Here is a 15,406-nt window from a genome sequence, read left to right on the forward strand (position 1 = left end):
AATAGAGTTGATTCGTTTCCCGAAGTAACGGGAGAAGGGGGAATTTAGATGACAACTGAAACTAACAATAAAGTTTTGACGCGTGATGAAGTAAAAGTGGAGGAGACTTGGCGCTTAGAGGACATCTTCGCTTCAGATGAAGCGTGGGAAAAAGAATATACTGCTGTCGAGGAATTTTCAAGCAAAGCAGCGGCTTTCAAAGGAACATTGCATAACAGTGCAGAAGCACTCTATAATGCACTTGTTTACCGTGATGAGCTGTCGGAGAGATTGCGCCGTCTTTACACATATGCACATTTAAAGACTGACCAGGACACGACAAACAGTTTTTATCAAGCAATGGACAGCCGTGTTAAATCATTGTACGTAAAAGTATCCACAGCTTTATCATTTTTCTTGCCTGAGCTGTTAGCGATGGATGAAGATGAATTGAATAAGCTTGTTGAATCACATGATGGATTACATTTATACAAGCAAGAATTTGAAGAGGTTAATATGCAACGACCTCACGTCCTGCCTGCTGAACAAGAAGCGCTTCTTGCCCAACTTTCTGAAGTGATGGGGAAATCTGCTGAAACGTTTAGCATGTTGAATAATGCGGACTTAACGTTCCCTATGGTGAAAGATGAAAATGGGGAAGAAGTCGAATTGTCTCACGGCCGCTACATTCGATTCCTAGAAAGTGATGATGCTCGCGTACGGGAAGATGCGTTTAAAGCAACTTACTCGAGATATGAAGAATTCCAAAATACATTTGCATCGACACTGTCAGGGAATATAAAACGCGATAACGTTAACGCTAGTATCCGTAACTATTCATCTGCACGTGAAGCTGCCATGTCCAATAATCATATTCCGGAACAGGTATATGAAAATCTTGTGTCGACAATCAATAAAAATGTGCACTTGCTTCAGCGCTATGTAGCACTTCGTAAAAAAGTGTTTGGACTCGAAGATCTTCATATGTGGGACATGTATGCACCACTTGTAAAAGATGTGGATATGAAAATTCCATACGAAGAAGCAGCCCAGACGATGCTCGACAGCTTCCATACGCTCGGAGAAGAATATGTGTCAATCGTTCAAGAAGGACTAGATAACCGTTGGGTCGACGTCCGTGAAAATAAAGGCAAACGCTCGGGGGCTTATTCTTCGGGGGCTTATGGTACAAACCCGTATATTTTAATGAATTGGCAAGATAACGTCAGCAACTTGTTTACATTGGCACATGAATTTGGCCATAGTGTGCATAGTTATTACTCACGTAAAAGCCAGCCATTCATTTATAGCGGCTATTCCATCTTTGTAGCGGAAGTTGCATCGACTGTCAATGAGGCCCTTTTGAATGATCACCTATTGAAAACCATTGATGACGAACAAAAACGTATTTACCTATTGAATTACTGGTTAGATGGATTCCGCGGAACGGTCTTCCGTCAAACGATGTTTGCTGAATTTGAGCATCTAATTCATCAGTTAGATCAGCAAGGTGTCGCATTAACAGCTGAAAAACTAACAGAAGAGTATTATGCGCTTAACAAAAAGTATTTTGGCGATGATCTTGTTGTGGATGAAGAAATTGGCCTCGAATGGGCAAGAATTCCACATTTCTACTATAATTACTATGTCTATCAGTATGCGACAGGGTATAGTGCAGCGGTGGCGCTCAGCAATCAAATCCTAACTGAAGGTGAGCCAGCGGTTGAACGTTATGTGAATAACTTCTTGAAAGCGGGTTCTTCTGATTATCCAATTGAAGTGCTTAAAAAAGCGGGTGTCGATATGACGAGCGCAGCACCGATTGAAGAAGCATGCCGCGTCTTTGAAGAAAAATTGAATGAGCTTGAGTCACTTCTTCTGAAAAACTAACTTATACTTTCTTACAGCCCTATTTGTCATGAAGGGCTGTATTTTTATTATATAAGAATAGTTTGGATAGCATCTTGTTGAAGGAGTATATCGCTGTTGTATAGTAGTAGGTTCTGTTGTATAACTAATAGATTGTGGGTTTATCGATGTTTAAAAATGTGACATTCATGTGAATTGTATTGTGAAAAGTTGCCGTTACTATTATTTTGTGATAAAGTAAGGATGTGAAATAGATCACATACCAAACATACACCCCTTTTGTTTGAACGTGAACATTTCTCCCATTCCCTTTGTAAAAGAGCATTCACTCCCCCCCAGGAGTAGGATGCTCTTTTTTGTTGTATGGAAACAGTAAGGGAGCGCGATAATTGTCACGGCAAAAGTGCGAACTGTCAGCGAAAATCATCTCCCTAACCGTTACCATAATAAAAAACCACTCCATCAACCGGAAATATCCGGAGAATGGAGTGGTTCGTGTTTGTTATAGTAATTTTTTTCGCCATAAGGTTGTGTCTTCGAAAGAGATTCGTTCAACGTGTTGTTGAAGAAGTTGTTTTTTTAGTTCGCGTTCAGCTGACTTTTCGGAGATGTTGTAGATGTCTGCAATCTCTTTTGTAGAAAGTGTGTCGAAACGTCGGAACAAATCTTCTAGTGCTGGGGGTATGTCGGGGATGATCGTCATACCGACCAACTCCTCTAAAATCTGTTCGTACACCTCGTAGCCGTACAATCCACTCACTTTTAAGCCTTCATCTTCAATATTGCCATTAAAGAACACGAAAGTAGCTGCTTTGTCGACTTCCATCTCTTTTGCCATATACAAATCAACTTGTAAAGAACGTAAAACGTTTTTGGAAGAAAAGTCTCGAATAAATTCATCGACATCGAGCTCTAATTTTTCAGCAATTTCAACAAGCACTGAAAAAGAGGAGACATTTCGGGATTTCAAGAATGAATATTCAAATAACTTCGATAGGAAGCGTAATCCGGCACGCTTGCCTTGGAATTCTGCTGCCTTCACGGCGATACTCGGAAAAGTTGGATGCACTTTGTTGCAAGCCTTTGCATCCTCATTTTCACGTGTGCATAGTAGGTTCATCGATGATAATGATGTACGCAATGCAATTCGAAGTGTGAAATAGTGATCATACTCGAGCTGTAGTTTGCGAAGAAGTGGTTGGATAGACCAGCAATCCTCGCATAAGGGATCCATGAAAACATATAATTCAATGGGTCTTGTACATGTAGAAGGAATCACTGAATTTTCCATCAACGTTTGTCGGTTCACAGATGATCCTCCCCGCTCCTGTTCACCATATGGTTTGCAGTTAAGGCGAGGCGATTATAATACATGTCACGTAAGTTCCCTTCGAGTCCGACTTCATCCATCGCTTGGGACATGCAAGAAAGCCATGCTTCCGCCCGAACGGGTGTAATTGGAAAGGGCATATGACGAGCTTTCATCATCGGATGACCGTGTTCGTCTGTATATAAATTGGGTCCGCCTAAATATTGTGTTTGAAATTGTTTTTGTTTACGTGCCGTTTCAGCCCAGTCACCCGGAAAAATGGGGTATAGGTCTGGATGGACAGCCACTTTAGCGTAAAATAAGTCGATAAGTTCCGACAACTTTTCAGCACCGATCTCCTCATAAGGGATCAAAGGTTTTCGCATCATTATGTCAATCTCCTTTGCTCTGACTGTACTGATATTCTACCAACCTGGCGCCACTTTCTCAAATAAATCGCTTCCAAGTAATCCCCACATCGGTGAAAAGGCTGTTAAACTCTAGCGTAATTAAGCACTTTATGCACATATTGCTGGGTTTCTTTGAAAGGGGGGATGCCGCCATGTTTCTTCACATTGCCAGGTCCAGCGTTATATGCAGCGAGGGCCAGTTCAATATTACCGTCGAATTGATTGAGCATTTGTTTTAAATATTTGGCTCCACCCATGATGTTTTGGACAGGGTCGAAACTATCTTTGACACCTAGGAATTTTGCTGTCCCAGGCATCAGTTGCATAAGACCTTCAGCACCAGATTGACTGACAACATTATTGTTGAAGTTTGATTCTTGTTTAATGACAGCGGCAATTAAGTTTTCAGGTAGGCCAAATTCTTCCGCAGCCTGCTTCACAATATCGCTGTATTGTCCTTTATCAATCGTACTATTGCCAAATGAACTACTATCAAATGAACGTGGTGCGGGTTGCTGGGACGAAGTAAGTATTTTAGCTAGCGTTGAAGGTTCGAAAACACGATTATTCCCTTCGTAGCGTAGGCTTTCTAGTTGGCTTACATTGTTTGGTAATAAGGAGTCTGTGATAGATGATTGACTACCTAACTCTTCAAGTAGCATTTGAAATATAGAAGTGGAGGAATCTTGTCCTGTGTTCTGAACTGAACCGAAAGACCGCATTGCATTGATCTCCATTAATGTCCGGATTGCACGTGTATCCATCAAGATCTTTCCTTTCTGCTGGTGTGCTTTTAGTTTACGAACTAGCACACTACTAACTAGTATACCAATTCTCTAAAGAAAACGCATTGTTCAACCTGCAAGGCCGCGCTCCATATGGTAAACTGAACATAATGACATGTGAAGGGAAGACGACATTGTGAGTATTCAAAATCAAATTGACAGCGGAATCCGGGACGGAGAAAAAATCCGCTTTTTATTGGCAGAAACGGCTGGACAGCCACAAGGGGTTCCAACTGGCAAGATGATTACGGATTCCGACGACTTATCATTTGTGTATCTGTTAGAAGTAGAAGAAGGCTATCGTCAGCTCCATTTTACACAGGCAGTGTGGCCGCTTATGGTGGATGTGTTGAAGTCGGATATCGATCCGGTGCTAGTATGGAAAGACGAAGTAATGGCGTTACCTGGATTTAAAGATGAACTAACGATGCTTATTTATAATATTGAGGGAAATGATAATTACGGGGAAGTATTCTCTTCGGCAGTCGAGCAAGCATTTCAAGACATACTTAACTGAAATCAGCTGGGAGGGGTCCAGATGAGGCAATGGAATCAATTTCTTGAACCTTATAAACAAGCGGTAGATGAATTGAAGGTGAAATTTAAAGGGTTGCGCAATCAATATGACTTGGAAGACGTACATACGCCTGTTGAATTTGTGACGGGCAGAGTGAAGCCGCTCGCAAGTATTTACGATCGAACACTTGAAAAAGGAATCCCTTTTGAACCATCGGCGGAACTGGCTACGGAATTGCCCGATATTGCAGGACTTCGCATGATGTGTCAATTTGTCGATGACATTGGCACGGTTGTCGAAACCTTACGCCAGCGCAAAGACCTTGAAATCATTGAGGAACGGGATTATATTTCGCATAAAAAACCAAGCGGTTACCGATCCTACCATATGATTATTAAGTATCCTGTGCAAACGATTCATGGGGAGAAAACAATTTTGGCAGAAATCCAGATCCGCACATTGGCGATGAATTTTTGGGCATCGATTGAGCACTCTTTGAATTATAAATATGAAGGTGAAATGCCGAACGAAATTAGGCTACGTCTGGAAAGGGCTGCAGAAGCAGCCTTCCAATTAGATGAAGAGATGTCACAAATTCGCGACGAAATCCAAGATGCACAACAATATTTCAGTGCATTTAAAGAAACTGCAACGAGAAGCTACGAGCGAAAGGATCGAAGAAAGAGGTGAACAACATGAAATTTGCCATTCAATCACGCAATGATGAGTTATCGAACCGACTCATGGAAGAAGCGAAAGGTTATTTAATAGACTTTGGGCTTGTCTTTGATGAAGAAGAGCCTGAAATTGTGCTATCCATCGGGGGAGATGGAACGTTGCTGCATGCGTTTCATAAACACCAGCATCGTTTGCAGAACACTGCTTTTGTTGGTATTCATACGGGCCATCTAGGGTTTTACGCAGACTGGAAGCCGGAAGAGATGGAGAAACTCGTTATTTCGATTGCACGTACAGAATTTGAAGTCATTGAATATCCCTTGCTCGAAGTAACCATTAATTACCTGAATACAGAAACTAGCACTACATATCTTGCGTTGAATGAATCGACTATCAAATCATCTGAAGTGACGCTTGTCGTGGATGTTGAACTCAATGGCGGACATTTTGAACGTTTTAGAGGTGATGGCTTGTGTATGTCAACACCATCTGGGTCAACAGCATATAATAAGGCGTTGGGGGGAGCAATCATCCATCCTTCGCTACCGGCCATGCAACTGGCGGAAATGGCCTCCATTAATAATCGTGTTTTCCGAACGGTTGGCGCGCCACTCGTGTTGCCTGATCACCATAAATGCATTTTGACGCCTGTTAAAGGGCCTGATTTTATGTTGACCATTGATCATTTGCAGTTGCTCCATAAAGATGTCAAGTCGATTGAATATATTGTTGCGAAGGAAAAAGTACGTTTTGCAAGATTCCGCCCATTCCCGTTTTGGAAACGGGTGCATGATTCCTTCATCGACAGTGATATTTGATATGATCCATAAAGATTTGCGTTTTCGACTCGTATTTTTGGTGGATGAAGAAGGAATGTTACTACGGGAATTTCTTCATTCGAAAGGAATTTCGAAAAGGACATTAACTGCGACGAAATATGAAGGCGGTATGATTACTGTCAATGGCCACGAACAAAATGTGAGGCATCGATTACAGGTGGGGGATAAGGTTGCGATCATTTTCCCACCTGAGCAGCCGAGTGAAGGCTTACAGCCAGAAGAAGGACCGCTAGATATAATCTATGAAGATGAAGCCATTCTTGTATTGAATAAGGCGCCAGGGCAAAGTACAATTCCCTCACGCGATCATCCGACGGGTACAGTTGCTAATTATGTTGCGGGAAAATTTGTAAGTGATGGCCTGCCGGCGACAGTTCATGTTGTTACACGGTTGGACAAAGATACATCGGGTTTGATTTGTATAGCAAAAAACCGGCATATTCACCATCTTCTAAGTGAACAGATGATGTCATCCGGTTTTCATCGTCAGTATATCGCGATTGTTGAAGGTCACGTGAAGGACGATCAATTCACAATCCAACAACCCATCGGGAGAAAAGATGGGAGTATTATTGAACGAATGGTGCGTGAGGATGGCCAATCTGCCCGAACAGATGTAAAAGTACAGCATCCATTCACAAAAGATGGTCATGAGCTGACGACAATTGCGCTTGTGCTTCATACAGGCAGGACTCACCAAATCCGTGTTCATCTGCAATGGGCGGGCTATCCGCTAACGGGCGATGATTTGTATGGCGGTACGTTACAATGGATACAGCGCCAAGCTCTACACTGTGCAGTACTGAGATTTAAACATCCTGTAACAGGAGCAGACATGCAATTCGAAAGTGACATGCCAGCAGATATGCAAAGTGTTAGTCGAATACTGTAAATTTATCTGCTTGAAATGGTTGTAATGAAGGCACGGATACGACATCCATTTCAGGGTAACGTAAGGCTGTCAGCTTGCCGCCGAAGACACATCCTGTGTCGATATTGACGGTATGCTGCAAAAAGCGTGCTTCTTTGACAGGGGTGTGTCCGTAAACAATGTAAGCTTGCCCGTTGTAGTGTTTGGCCCAATCGCGCCTGACTGGCTTGCCATCCGGTAGCTTTTCGCCTGTAATATCTCCAAATAAAACAAAAACACGTACTTTTTCCGAGTAAGGTGCACCAATTAGTTTTTCGGAGATACCGGCATGTGCAATGATTAACTCACCGTTATTTAACGTTTGATATAGTGGTAGAGCTTCGTAAAACTGGCGATATCTATGGAGAAATTGTTTGCGCTGTTCTTTTGTTAATGCATTGATTTCAGCTACGGTCGTTTCGAGTCCATGTGCGAGTTGTACATTATTTCCTTTAGCAAATCTGTAAAGTTTATTACAATGATTTCCCGGGGAATAATAAAGGGCATTTGCATCCTGCATGTTGAATAATAGCTGTAATATCTTTAGTGAGTCAGGTCCTCTATCTGTCGCATCCCCTACAAATGCCAGATGTCTGCCTTCTGAATGAGTTGGAATACCGCCCTGCATTGTGTAGCCAAGTTTTTGAATTAATGATAGAAATTCATCGAAACAACCGTGAATATCGCCAATAATATCGAATTTCATAATTTTGCCCACCCTTTTATTTATGATTTATGCTATTATAATACCCTATTTAGGGGAATGTACGCTGGAAAGGAAGGTGTAGCTATGCAGACACATGAAGAGTATAAAGAAGAAGTTATTTTCGATGAAGAAAAATTGTTGGAGACGCTTGTGAATGAAGATATAAAAGCTTTCCGAGATGAATACCTACTCCTTCATCCGTATGATCGTGCGATTTTCTATGAAAAAGTTGGCATTGATCTTCGGAAAATTATGTACCATTATTTATCACCAAAAGAGCTTGCGGAAATTTTTGAGACAAGTGAAATTGATGACAATGAATATAAACAGTTCCTTCAGGAGATGGACACGACGTATGCAGCGGATATGATTTCATACATGTTCGTGGATAACGCGGTAGATGTCCTGAAGGAACTCGATAAATCACAAGCGGTTAGTTATTTAACATTAATGGATAAAGCTGCAGCCGTAGAAATTAAAGCTCTTCTTCATTATGAAGAGTATACGGCGGGTTCCATAATGACAACGGAATATGTCACGGTACCCCAAAACTCTACGGTTCGTTCTGCAATGACTATTTTGCGGAATGAAGCACCTAAAGCGGAAACAATTTATTATGTGTTTGTGGTGGATGACTATAACCGTCTGACTGGTGTTGTATCATTGCGTGATTTGATCATTGCACATGAAGATACTTTGATCAGTTCGATTATGAGTGAGCGTGTCGTCAGTGCGCTTGTGTCGGATGATCAGGAAGAAGTCGCACGAACCATTAAGGATTATAATTTCCTTGCAATACCTGTTGTCGATTTTCAGCAGCATATTTTAGGGATTATTACCGTCGATGATATTATCGATGTACTCGAAGAAGAGGCATCTGATGACTATGCAAAATTTGCCGGGGTGTCCAATATGGATACATTCGACAAAAACTCATTTTCAGCAATGAAGAAAAGATTGCCGTGGCTCATTATTTTAATCATCTTGGGCATGATTACTGCTAACTTGATAGATCTATTCACAGATACGATTTCCAAAGTAGCCCTTCTTGCTGTATTTATTCCCCTAATTGCGGGAACCGCAGGGAATAGCGGAACGCAGGCATTAGCAGTTGCAGTACGCGGTATTGCGACAGGCGATGTGGGGGATGAAAGTAAATTTAAACTCCTTTTACGTGAGGCAGGAACAGGATTATTAACAGGATTTACGTGTGCAATATTTGTTGTTGGACTTGTTTATTTCTGGAAAGGTGAATTCCTAATTGGTTTATTAGTTGGTACAGCTATTTTGGTGTCAATTTTTGTTGCAACTATTTCGGGCTCGTTCATTCCACTACTCATGCATAAAATGAAAATTGACCCTGCTGTCGCTTCAGGTCCTTTTATTACGACATTGAATGATATTATTAGTGTAATTATATATCTTGGTCTTGCAACGATTTTCATCAGCGATTTGTAGATTGCTGATGAAAATCGTTTTTTTAGTGTTGCGCTGAAACTTCTAATGAACATCAGCAAAATGGGCGCATATACTAAAGAAAAAAGGGATGTGCTAATCATTTTGCGAAATGAGCCGTTATTGTTCGTTCAGGGGCCACCCGTCTTTATTAGAGTTGTGACAAAGCATGAGGAAAGCACGTCTGTTTTCGTACTTAGTGGGGAAGAGCCCGAGATGGCTAGTGAAGTGGAACTAGAACAGGAAATTGAACAAACGACAGCCGTAAAAGCTGCCAATCCATCCGTAATTAGAAGAATTACGTATCTGGGAACGCCGTTTTCTCGACAAGTCTATCGTCCGTTACAATTTGTGTTATCGGATGAAACACTTACAGGGACAATTGAAAAGATTGATGGAGAAACCGTTTTTATTGGTATTGGTGAGGATGGATCCGAATTAGTTTCAGTAGAAATGGCAAATATTGAGGAAATTCTTTGGCGAGGCGATCCATTTGCCGAAGATTAAAGACAATGGCAGGGCAGAAATTTCTGCCCTGTTTTTTGTATAGATTCAATTGAAATAAAAACTACCCAACCGGTTTATACCAATTGGGTGGTTTTGGGCATTGCAGGTTGCAGCTTAAAAACTTTAAAACTTAGTCCTCGTCACAATCGATGAATACGTCTTTAACGCATTGAATGGCACAGAAGCATTTTAAGTCGACTGTAATACATGAACCTGTCGCTCTAAATTGTTCTACATCACACATTGCATCAAAATCGAGTTTACCATGTTTGAACAAATCTACTCTGTTTCCATGTCTGTCGCGTGGTTCAAGAACCTGTAAAGTTGCACAACAGTTATCAAATACATTTTGTACTCTAAAGAAGACAGAGAAGCAGCTAGCGCAATCTTTTCCGTGCTCATTAGATTGATTGCCAAAATTATTATGTCTTCTTCTATTATTGAACATTGCTTTGAATGGATCACCCTCATCATTCATTAGCATGAATACCCGAGTGTTTGCTCGTTGTCTTGAAGGACTTACAAGACTGCCAAGCGGTGTTAAGAAACAGTCCGTTCTGCAATCGTCACAATCTACGTCTTCTCGAATATCCTGTATCCGTCGAATTGCTCGGACGACCTCACAAATACAGTTATCATGGCGGCGAATATCCGCTACATCATCATTTCTTCCACATCCCATTAATTCCACCTCCTTCTTTCAATTCTTTATACTTTATGCGCCAGAGTTCGAGGTGTTAGGGCGAACGAACCGGTGATGAATAAAGTTAAGAATGAACAGGCATACTATGAAGAAATTGGAGGGGATGCATATCCGAAAACTAGGTCTGGCGATAGTCGTACTTGTGATGCTGACCGGCTGTTCAGAAAATGGTATCCGAATTCACAATGATTCGAGTGAAAATGCCAGGAAAGCCGAAGAAGTATTTATAAAAGATAAAGATCTTACAGCTGTGGTGACTGTGTTTCACGATAAAGACTTACTAACCGGTGTCACACTTAAAACGTTTTCAAGATTTAAAAAGGAGAAAATCGAAAAGGAGCTAAAGAAAAAATTAGAGGAATTATACCCAGAGCTAGATATCACTGTGTCAGCAGATGGTAAGATATGGATGGAAGCAAACAAACTTATCAATTCGGACCATGAAAAAGATCTTGGTGAAAAAATTGACAAGCTGAAACTACTATTAAAGGAAGAGACCTGATGGACGAAAAAAAGTATGCACAATTAGAACAACAAACTTCCCCGAAAACGCCCTTACTACGCAATGTAATCTTTGCATTTCTAACAGGTGGAACTATTTGTTTGATAGGTCAATTTATTGCGCTTTTTTATATGACGTTCTTTGATTTCACTGAACGGACGGCAAGTAATCCAACTGTCGCAACGATGGTGTTTTTTTCAATGTTATTAACAGGCTTTGGCCAATATAAGAAAATTGGTCAGTTAGGAGGAGCGGGTAGTGCAGTGCCGATAACAGGCTTTGGCAATGCGGTCATTTCTGCTGCTATTGAGCATAAATCTGAGGGCTATGTCCTTGGAGTAGGAGGCAATATGTTCAAACTAGCTGGGGCGGTTATTCTGTTCGGCGTTTTTTCGGCATTTGTCGTTGCACTTATTAAAACAATTCTTGTCAAATTTGGGGTCATATCATGGTAGCGCGCGGGTTATTAACATTTAAAACGACACCTTCGATTGTTGCAACGGGTGTAACAGCTGGTCCATTAGAAAAGAAAAGTCCATTCGTATCGCAGTTCGATAAAGTGTACGACGATGAACGTTGTGGATTAAAGACCAATGAACATGCTCATGCCAAAATGATTGAAGATGCCTGTATGATTGCGTTAAGTAAAGTAGATTCCATACCAAGTGATGCTGATTTTCTGTTGATTGGCGATCTTGTCAATCAAATGACGCCTTCAAATTTTAGTGCGACAACGTTAGGAATTCCGTATGTTGGCCTGTTTTCGGCTTGTGCGACATCCGTGTCTTCTCTCGTTATGGCCGCCTTGTTGACAGAAGCAGGTATGTCGACATGTGCAGTTGCTGGAGCAGCTAGTCAACATAATGCAATCGAGCGACAATTTCGCTATCCAGTCGAGTATGGTGCACAAAAACCTGAAACGGCTCAATGGACAGTGACAGCGGCAGGAGTAGCAACTGTTACTCCTTATAAAAAAGGATTTCCTTCTATTACATGCGCCACAATCGGATGTGCGACCGATCTTGGCATGACAGACCCACTCAATATGGGTGCTGCCATGGCACCGGCAGCCGCAGATACATTGACTCGCCATCTTGCTGGTCATGGAACGAAGGCTAGTGATTACGATTGTATTATGACAGGAGATCTTGGTAAGACGGGATTTGAATTGTACAAAATTTTGATAGGTAATACGGGAGTCGACGTGAAGGAGAATTTCCGAGATGCGGGTGCAGAATTTTATAGCGATAATCCGGTGTTTTTATCTGGTGCGAGTGGAGCGGGTTGTTCTGCTGCCGTTTTTTTCACCGAAATCATTGAAAAAATGAAGGCAGGTGACTATAAGCGTGTCTTGCTCATTGCGACAGGTGCGTTGTTGTCGCCTATGTCGTTCCAACAAGGCGATACAATTCCATGCATTGCGCATGCAGTTGAATTAACGATGAAATGAGTGGGCATAATGATTTCAATTTTTATAACATCTTTTATTGTAGGTGGGCTGATTTGTGTTGTTGGACAGCTATTATTTGATGTAGCGAAGCTGACTCCTGCCCATACATTATGTATTTTGGTCGTCACCGGATCTGTATTAGATGGTTTTGGTCTTTATGAACCTTTAATTGATTTTGCGGGTGCCGGCGCAACGATTCCGATTACTTCCTTTGGTAATGCATTAACGCATGGTGCGATGGCAGAAGCTGAAAAACATGGACTCATCGGCGTGTTAACGGGGATGTTTGAAGTGACAAGTTCGGGAATTAGTTCTGCAATATTATTTGGCTTTATAGCTGCGCTTATTTTTAAATCGGAAGGAAAAATCTGAGGAAAAAGATCAATTACGCCTTGGCGTAATTGCGTCCGGATTTTTTCGAGCTAGAGGCCTACAGGGGGGAAGGATTGAACTGCATCCTTCCTTGTAGGTCATGCAGTCGTTGCGAATCGAACTGCGAAGGATTCGATTTGCCGTATTTCTGTGCTTTTTGCAGAAATTAAGGCACTTTCCGACGTCGCGTCCTTAGACTGCCTTCTTAAACTACCCTACAAAAATCCGTGACATCCGCCGGAGGCTTTATCAGGGAGGAATTGAACTGCATGCCTCCTAGTTCAGCGGAGGTCTTCTGCTGAATAAAGATAAACTAGACGTTTTACCCATATCTCTCTTTCTTCTCCGCATAGGATATGTGGAAGGGAAGGAGGGGTTTTTCATGTACGGAGGATACGGTCCTTATGGATACGGTGGATATGATTGCGGAAGAGGCTATAACTATGGCGGTTCGACATTCGTTCTAATTGTTGTTCTCTTCATCTTGCTCATTATTGTGGGCAAAAGTTTCCTATAAGAAGGGGGGATCATAAATGAATGATTCATTTTTCCGGAAAATCGAATCAAAAACAGGCGTCCCGATGGAGGAAGTGTTCGCATTGGCGAATGCAATCCAGTTTGCGGATTTCAGTGATGAACGGCAAGTGAGGAAAATTATACGGAAAGTCGGCAAGTTGGCGAAAAAAGAAGTGCCTCAGCATACGGAGGATGAGCTCGTTCGATCGATTATTAAGGATGGTAAGGCTGTAAATATTCAAGACATCCAAAATATGATTGGAAGACAATGAATAATAGATTAAATATTCGGTTTTATTTGCCGATAATACTAGTATACTAGTAAAAATTAGAAAAGGGGTGTTAACAATGGGTTATCTATTACCAATTCAACCAATTCAATCTCAACTGTATGCCAACCGGATGAACATGGAGTCGTATAATTTTGCACATATTAATCGAGTGAACAAGATTAAATTCGATTTCAAGTCTTCCGGGGATTCACATGGTGCATTTCAACAGGAACACGAGAAGAGGGAAGAAAACGTAATGGAGCGTGCTCATGTTTCCGCTCCTTCTCTAGCATCTAAAGGCTTTATTTACCCGAATCCTGCGAATCTATCGCCAGCGATTTCACAGGTGGTTGGAAAAGGCCTTTCGGTTAATGCATATGTTTAACTAATTAAAAAGGTTCGCTGTGCTTGTAAGAGCATGGCGAACCTTTTTTTGCATCCGAGTGCCTGGCACTACTGTGCTCTGTAAAAGTTTATGCTAGTGCATAGAAAAAACTTTAAAAAAAGAAAACGGTGCCAGGCACTCGCAAGTTCGGACAAAAAAACAGCCTCTCTCTATTGAGAGTGCTGTTTTTGGGTTATTCGGTAATAATCTTTTCCATTGCACGATGTGGGATGTCAGCATCCATAAATTCTGGAGATGTAATGATATATCCTAATTTTTCGTAGAAAGGGATGGCATAAGCCTGGGCATTCAAGATAATCTTGTTCATACCTGTCTCTTTTGCATGCTCTTCGAGTGCGTGCATAATGAGATTCCCTAAATGTTGCCCGCGACACTCTTCCAACACACAGACCCGTTCAACTTTACCAATTCCAGGGCTAATTTCACGGAGTCGCCCAGCACCAATTGGTGAAGTCATCGAATAGACTACAAAATGGGTTGCGGTTTTGTCGAAATCATCGAGTTCCAAGTTAAGTGGCACGCCTTGTTCTTCTACAAAAACTTTCCTTCTGACAGAAAATGCATCTTCCCGCTCAAGGTCAGAAGTCACAATTCTTACTGTGACCAATGTTTAGTTATCCTCATCGAGGCGGAATGTTTCGTACACTGTCCAAGAACCATCCTCAAGCTGATAGAGAAGGTGGAGGCGGTCAATTGTTTCCTTATGATCCACGCCAACCATTTTCAGTTGTCCGATAATATCATCGTGTTCACCAGAAGTGAGTTTTTGTGCAATTGTCACGTGCGGAACGAATGCAAACTCAGGCTCATCACCAGGGAAATTATAATTTAGGTCTTTATGCAATGCGACTAAATCATCGTTTAATTCTGCTTTAAAGTAAATTGTATTCGTGATAGGTGCGAAAGTGCCCACTTTAGAAACGCTCAATTCAAAAGGCTTGTGTTTGTTTGTGACTTCTTTAATCGCTTTTGCTACTTCTTCAATTTCCTGATCATTGGCTTCAAATACACCCTTTAGAGTCATATGGGGTGTGATGAGTGCATAATGCGGGTCATATCTTTTTCGGTAAGCATTTGCGAGGTCCTGAAGTTTTTTTGATGGGAATGCAACAACGCCATATTTCATAATATTACCTCCTAGTAGAATGATTTGGTAATGTCTTTATTAGTATTGATTATACCAGAATACTCGGCAAAATGTCCGCTTTGTTTGAAATCAAT

General features: G+C 41.5%; 21 protein-coding genes. 14 read left to right on the forward strand and 7 right to left on the reverse strand.

What is annotated here, in order from left to right:
• Positions 1 to 48: 48 nt before the first annotated feature.
• Entirely contained in the window at positions 49 to 1,869 is a 1,821-nt protein-coding gene (gene pepF / locus R2B72_RS07895; protein ID WP_318615910.1) for an oligoendopeptidase F, read from the forward strand.
• 481 nt (positions 1,870 to 2,350) lie between these two features.
• Here pepF and R2B72_RS07900 read toward each other — a convergent pair whose 3' ends face one another.
• The 3 genes from R2B72_RS07900 to R2B72_RS07910 form a co-directional block, all read right to left on the reverse strand.
• Positions 2,351 to 3,157, reverse strand: a complete 807-nt coding sequence (locus tag R2B72_RS07900) for a DsbA family protein (protein ID WP_318615911.1) — start codon at positions 3,155 to 3,157, stop codon at positions 2,351 to 2,353.
• Positions 3,154 to 3,546, reverse strand: coding sequence for a globin (locus R2B72_RS07905; protein ID WP_318615912.1), 393 nt, complete (start codon positions 3,544 to 3,546; stop codon positions 3,154 to 3,156). The genes R2B72_RS07900 and R2B72_RS07905 overlap by 4 nt, the downstream gene beginning before the upstream one ends.
• A gap of 104 nt (positions 3,547 to 3,650) precedes the next feature.
• A complete protein-coding gene (locus R2B72_RS07910) occupies positions 3,651 to 4,331 on the reverse strand; it encodes a lytic transglycosylase domain-containing protein (RefSeq protein WP_318615913.1) in 681 nt (226 codons plus the stop codon).
• Positions 4,332 to 4,488: 157 nt separating this feature from the next.
• Here R2B72_RS07910 and R2B72_RS07915 point away from each other — a divergent pair, with 157 nt between their 5' ends.
• From R2B72_RS07915 to R2B72_RS07930, 4 genes are read left to right on the forward strand one after another with little or no spacing between them, the layout of a single operon-like run.
• Positions 4,489 to 4,869 (forward strand): hypothetical protein, encoded by a 381-nt coding sequence (locus R2B72_RS07915; RefSeq protein WP_318615914.1) that lies wholly within the window; start codon positions 4,489 to 4,491, stop codon positions 4,867 to 4,869.
• 21 nt (positions 4,870 to 4,890) lie between these two features.
• Positions 4,891 to 5,559: a GTP pyrophosphokinase family protein gene (locus R2B72_RS07920; RefSeq protein ID WP_318615915.1), complete on the forward strand. Its 669-nt coding sequence runs from the start codon at positions 4,891 to 4,893 to the stop codon at positions 5,557 to 5,559.
• Positions 5,560 to 5,564: 5 nt separating this feature from the next.
• The gene (locus tag R2B72_RS07925; RefSeq protein ID WP_318615917.1) at positions 5,565 to 6,365 is read left to right on the forward strand and encodes an NAD kinase; all 801 of its coding nucleotides are present in this window, start codon (positions 5,565 to 5,567) and stop codon (positions 6,363 to 6,365) included.
• Complete coding sequence (locus R2B72_RS07930; protein WP_318615918.1) at positions 6,337 to 7,278, forward strand: RluA family pseudouridine synthase; 942 nt, start codon at positions 6,337 to 6,339, stop codon at positions 7,276 to 7,278. Before R2B72_RS07925 ends, R2B72_RS07930 begins: the two co-directional genes overlap by 29 nt.
• Here R2B72_RS07930 and prpE read toward each other — a convergent pair.
• Positions 7,262 to 8,002: a bis(5'-nucleosyl)-tetraphosphatase PrpE gene (gene prpE, locus R2B72_RS07935; protein ID WP_318615919.1), complete on the reverse strand. Its 741-nt coding sequence runs from the start codon at positions 8,000 to 8,002 to the stop codon at positions 7,262 to 7,264. The two genes, R2B72_RS07930 and prpE, sit on opposite strands and share 17 nt — an antisense overlap.
• Before the next feature lie 84 nt (positions 8,003 to 8,086).
• On the opposite strand from prpE, the gene mgtE reads away from it, so the two are divergent.
• Both mgtE and R2B72_RS07945 read left to right on the forward strand, forming a co-directional pair.
• Positions 8,087 to 9,460: a magnesium transporter gene (mgtE, locus tag R2B72_RS07940; protein ID WP_318615920.1), complete on the forward strand. Its 1,374-nt coding sequence runs from the start codon at positions 8,087 to 8,089 to the stop codon at positions 9,458 to 9,460.
• A 60-nt stretch (positions 9,461 to 9,520) separates the two neighbouring features.
• Positions 9,521 to 9,964 carry a hypothetical protein gene (locus tag R2B72_RS07945; RefSeq protein WP_318615921.1) on the forward strand — a complete coding sequence of 148 codons (444 nt, stop codon included), beginning with the start codon at positions 9,521 to 9,523 and terminating at the stop codon, positions 9,962 to 9,964.
• A 130-nt stretch (positions 9,965 to 10,094) separates the two neighbouring features.
• Here the strand turns inward: R2B72_RS07945 and R2B72_RS07950 are convergent, their stop codons facing one another.
• The gene (locus R2B72_RS07950) at positions 10,095 to 10,646 is read right to left on the reverse strand and encodes a CotY/CotZ family spore coat protein (RefSeq protein WP_318615922.1); all 552 of its coding nucleotides are present in this window, start codon (positions 10,644 to 10,646) and stop codon (positions 10,095 to 10,097) included.
• A gap of 106 nt (positions 10,647 to 10,752) precedes the next feature.
• On the opposite strand from R2B72_RS07950, the gene R2B72_RS07955 reads away from it, so the two are divergent.
• The 7 genes from R2B72_RS07955 to R2B72_RS07985 all read left to right on the forward strand — a co-directional run bounded on the left by R2B72_RS07955 (position 10,753) and on the right by R2B72_RS07985 (position 14,164).
• Positions 10,753 to 11,169, forward strand: a complete 417-nt coding sequence (locus tag R2B72_RS07955) for a hypothetical protein (protein WP_318615923.1) — start codon at positions 10,753 to 10,755, stop codon at positions 11,167 to 11,169.
• Positions 11,169 to 11,624, forward strand: a complete 456-nt coding sequence (gene spoVAC, locus R2B72_RS07960) for a stage V sporulation protein AC (protein WP_318615924.1) — start codon at positions 11,169 to 11,171, stop codon at positions 11,622 to 11,624. The genes R2B72_RS07955 and spoVAC overlap by 1 nt, the downstream gene beginning before the upstream one ends.
• Positions 11,618 to 12,619 carry a stage V sporulation protein AD gene (locus R2B72_RS07965; RefSeq protein ID WP_318615925.1) on the forward strand — a complete coding sequence of 334 codons (1,002 nt, stop codon included), beginning with the start codon at positions 11,618 to 11,620 and terminating at the stop codon, positions 12,617 to 12,619. Before spoVAC ends, R2B72_RS07965 begins: the two co-directional genes overlap by 7 nt.
• A 9-nt stretch (positions 12,620 to 12,628) precedes the next feature.
• Entirely contained in the window at positions 12,629 to 12,991 is a 363-nt protein-coding gene (gene spoVAE, locus R2B72_RS07970; protein ID WP_318615926.1) for a stage V sporulation protein AE, read from the forward strand.
• A 382-nt stretch (positions 12,992 to 13,373) separates the two neighbouring features.
• Positions 13,374 to 13,508: a YjcZ family sporulation protein gene (locus tag R2B72_RS07975; protein WP_318615927.1), complete on the forward strand. Its 135-nt coding sequence runs from the start codon at positions 13,374 to 13,376 to the stop codon at positions 13,506 to 13,508.
• Between the two features lie 16 nt (positions 13,509 to 13,524).
• Positions 13,525 to 13,779: a stage VI sporulation protein F gene (locus R2B72_RS07980; RefSeq protein WP_318615928.1), complete on the forward strand. Its 255-nt coding sequence runs from the start codon at positions 13,525 to 13,527 to the stop codon at positions 13,777 to 13,779.
• A 76-nt stretch (positions 13,780 to 13,855) separates the two neighbouring features.
• On the forward strand, positions 13,856 to 14,164 hold the full coding sequence (locus R2B72_RS07985) for a hypothetical protein (RefSeq protein ID WP_318615929.1): 309 nt from the start codon (positions 13,856 to 13,858) through the stop codon (positions 14,162 to 14,164).
• A gap of 193 nt (positions 14,165 to 14,357) precedes the next feature.
• Here the strand turns inward: R2B72_RS07985 and R2B72_RS07990 are convergent, their stop codons facing one another.
• Together R2B72_RS07990 and R2B72_RS07995 are read right to left on the reverse strand one after the other, a co-directional pair.
• Positions 14,358 to 14,792: a GNAT family N-acetyltransferase gene (locus R2B72_RS07990; protein WP_318615930.1), complete on the reverse strand. Its 435-nt coding sequence runs from the start codon at positions 14,790 to 14,792 to the stop codon at positions 14,358 to 14,360.
• 3 nt (positions 14,793 to 14,795) lie between these two features.
• Complete coding sequence (locus R2B72_RS07995) at positions 14,796 to 15,311, reverse strand: YjcG family protein (RefSeq protein ID WP_318615931.1); 516 nt, start codon at positions 15,309 to 15,311, stop codon at positions 14,796 to 14,798.
• Positions 15,312 to 15,406 lie beyond the last annotated feature (95 nt).

Origin of the sequence: Sporosarcina sp. YIM B06819 (genome assembly GCF_033485175.1) — a bacterium.
GTDB lineage: Bacteria > Bacillota > Bacilli > Bacillales_A > Planococcaceae > Sporosarcina.

Bases quoted from the DNA above. Each gene is read 5' to 3' on its own strand.
- R2B72_RS07955 (WP_318615923.1), top strand. From the start codon at position 10,753: ATGAAGAAATTGGAGGGGATGCATATCCGAAAACTAGGTCTGGCGATA.
- R2B72_RS07905 (WP_318615912.1), bottom strand. From the start codon at position 3,546: ATGATGCGAAAACCTTTGATCCCTTATGAGGAGATCGGTGCTGAAAAG.
- pepF (WP_318615910.1), top strand. From the start codon at position 49: ATGACAACTGAAACTAACAATAAAGTTTTGACGCGTGATGAAGTAAAA.
- R2B72_RS07950 (WP_318615922.1), bottom strand. From the start codon at position 10,646: ATGGGATGTGGAAGAAATGATGATGTAGCGGATATTCGCCGCCATGAT.
- mgtE (WP_318615920.1), top strand. From the start codon at position 8,087: ATGCAGACACATGAAGAGTATAAAGAAGAAGTTATTTTCGATGAAGAA.
- R2B72_RS07980 (WP_318615928.1), top strand. From the start codon at position 13,525: ATGAATGATTCATTTTTCCGGAAAATCGAATCAAAAACAGGCGTCCCG.
- R2B72_RS07930 (WP_318615918.1), top strand. From the start codon at position 6,337: ATGATTCCTTCATCGACAGTGATATTTGATATGATCCATAAAGATTTG.
- R2B72_RS07985 (WP_318615929.1), top strand. From the start codon at position 13,856: ATGGGTTATCTATTACCAATTCAACCAATTCAATCTCAACTGTATGCC.
- R2B72_RS07965 (WP_318615925.1), top strand. From the start codon at position 11,618: ATGGTAGCGCGCGGGTTATTAACATTTAAAACGACACCTTCGATTGTT.
- spoVAC (WP_318615924.1), top strand. From the start codon at position 11,169: ATGGACGAAAAAAAGTATGCACAATTAGAACAACAAACTTCCCCGAAA.
- R2B72_RS07910 (WP_318615913.1), bottom strand. From the start codon at position 4,331: ATGGATACACGTGCAATCCGGACATTAATGGAGATCAATGCAATGCGG.
- R2B72_RS07995 (WP_318615931.1), bottom strand. From the start codon at position 15,311: ATGAAATATGGCGTTGTTGCATTCCCATCAAAAAAACTTCAGGACCTC.
- spoVAE (WP_318615926.1), top strand. From the start codon at position 12,629: ATGATTTCAATTTTTATAACATCTTTTATTGTAGGTGGGCTGATTTGT.
- R2B72_RS07975 (WP_318615927.1), top strand. From the start codon at position 13,374: ATGTACGGAGGATACGGTCCTTATGGATACGGTGGATATGATTGCGGA.
- R2B72_RS07925 (WP_318615917.1), top strand. From the start codon at position 5,565: ATGAAATTTGCCATTCAATCACGCAATGATGAGTTATCGAACCGACTC.
- R2B72_RS07945 (WP_318615921.1), top strand. From the start codon at position 9,521: ATGGGCGCATATACTAAAGAAAAAAGGGATGTGCTAATCATTTTGCGA.
- prpE (WP_318615919.1), bottom strand. From the start codon at position 8,002: ATGAAATTCGATATTATTGGCGATATTCACGGTTGTTTCGATGAATTT.
- R2B72_RS07920 (WP_318615915.1), top strand. From the start codon at position 4,891: ATGAGGCAATGGAATCAATTTCTTGAACCTTATAAACAAGCGGTAGAT.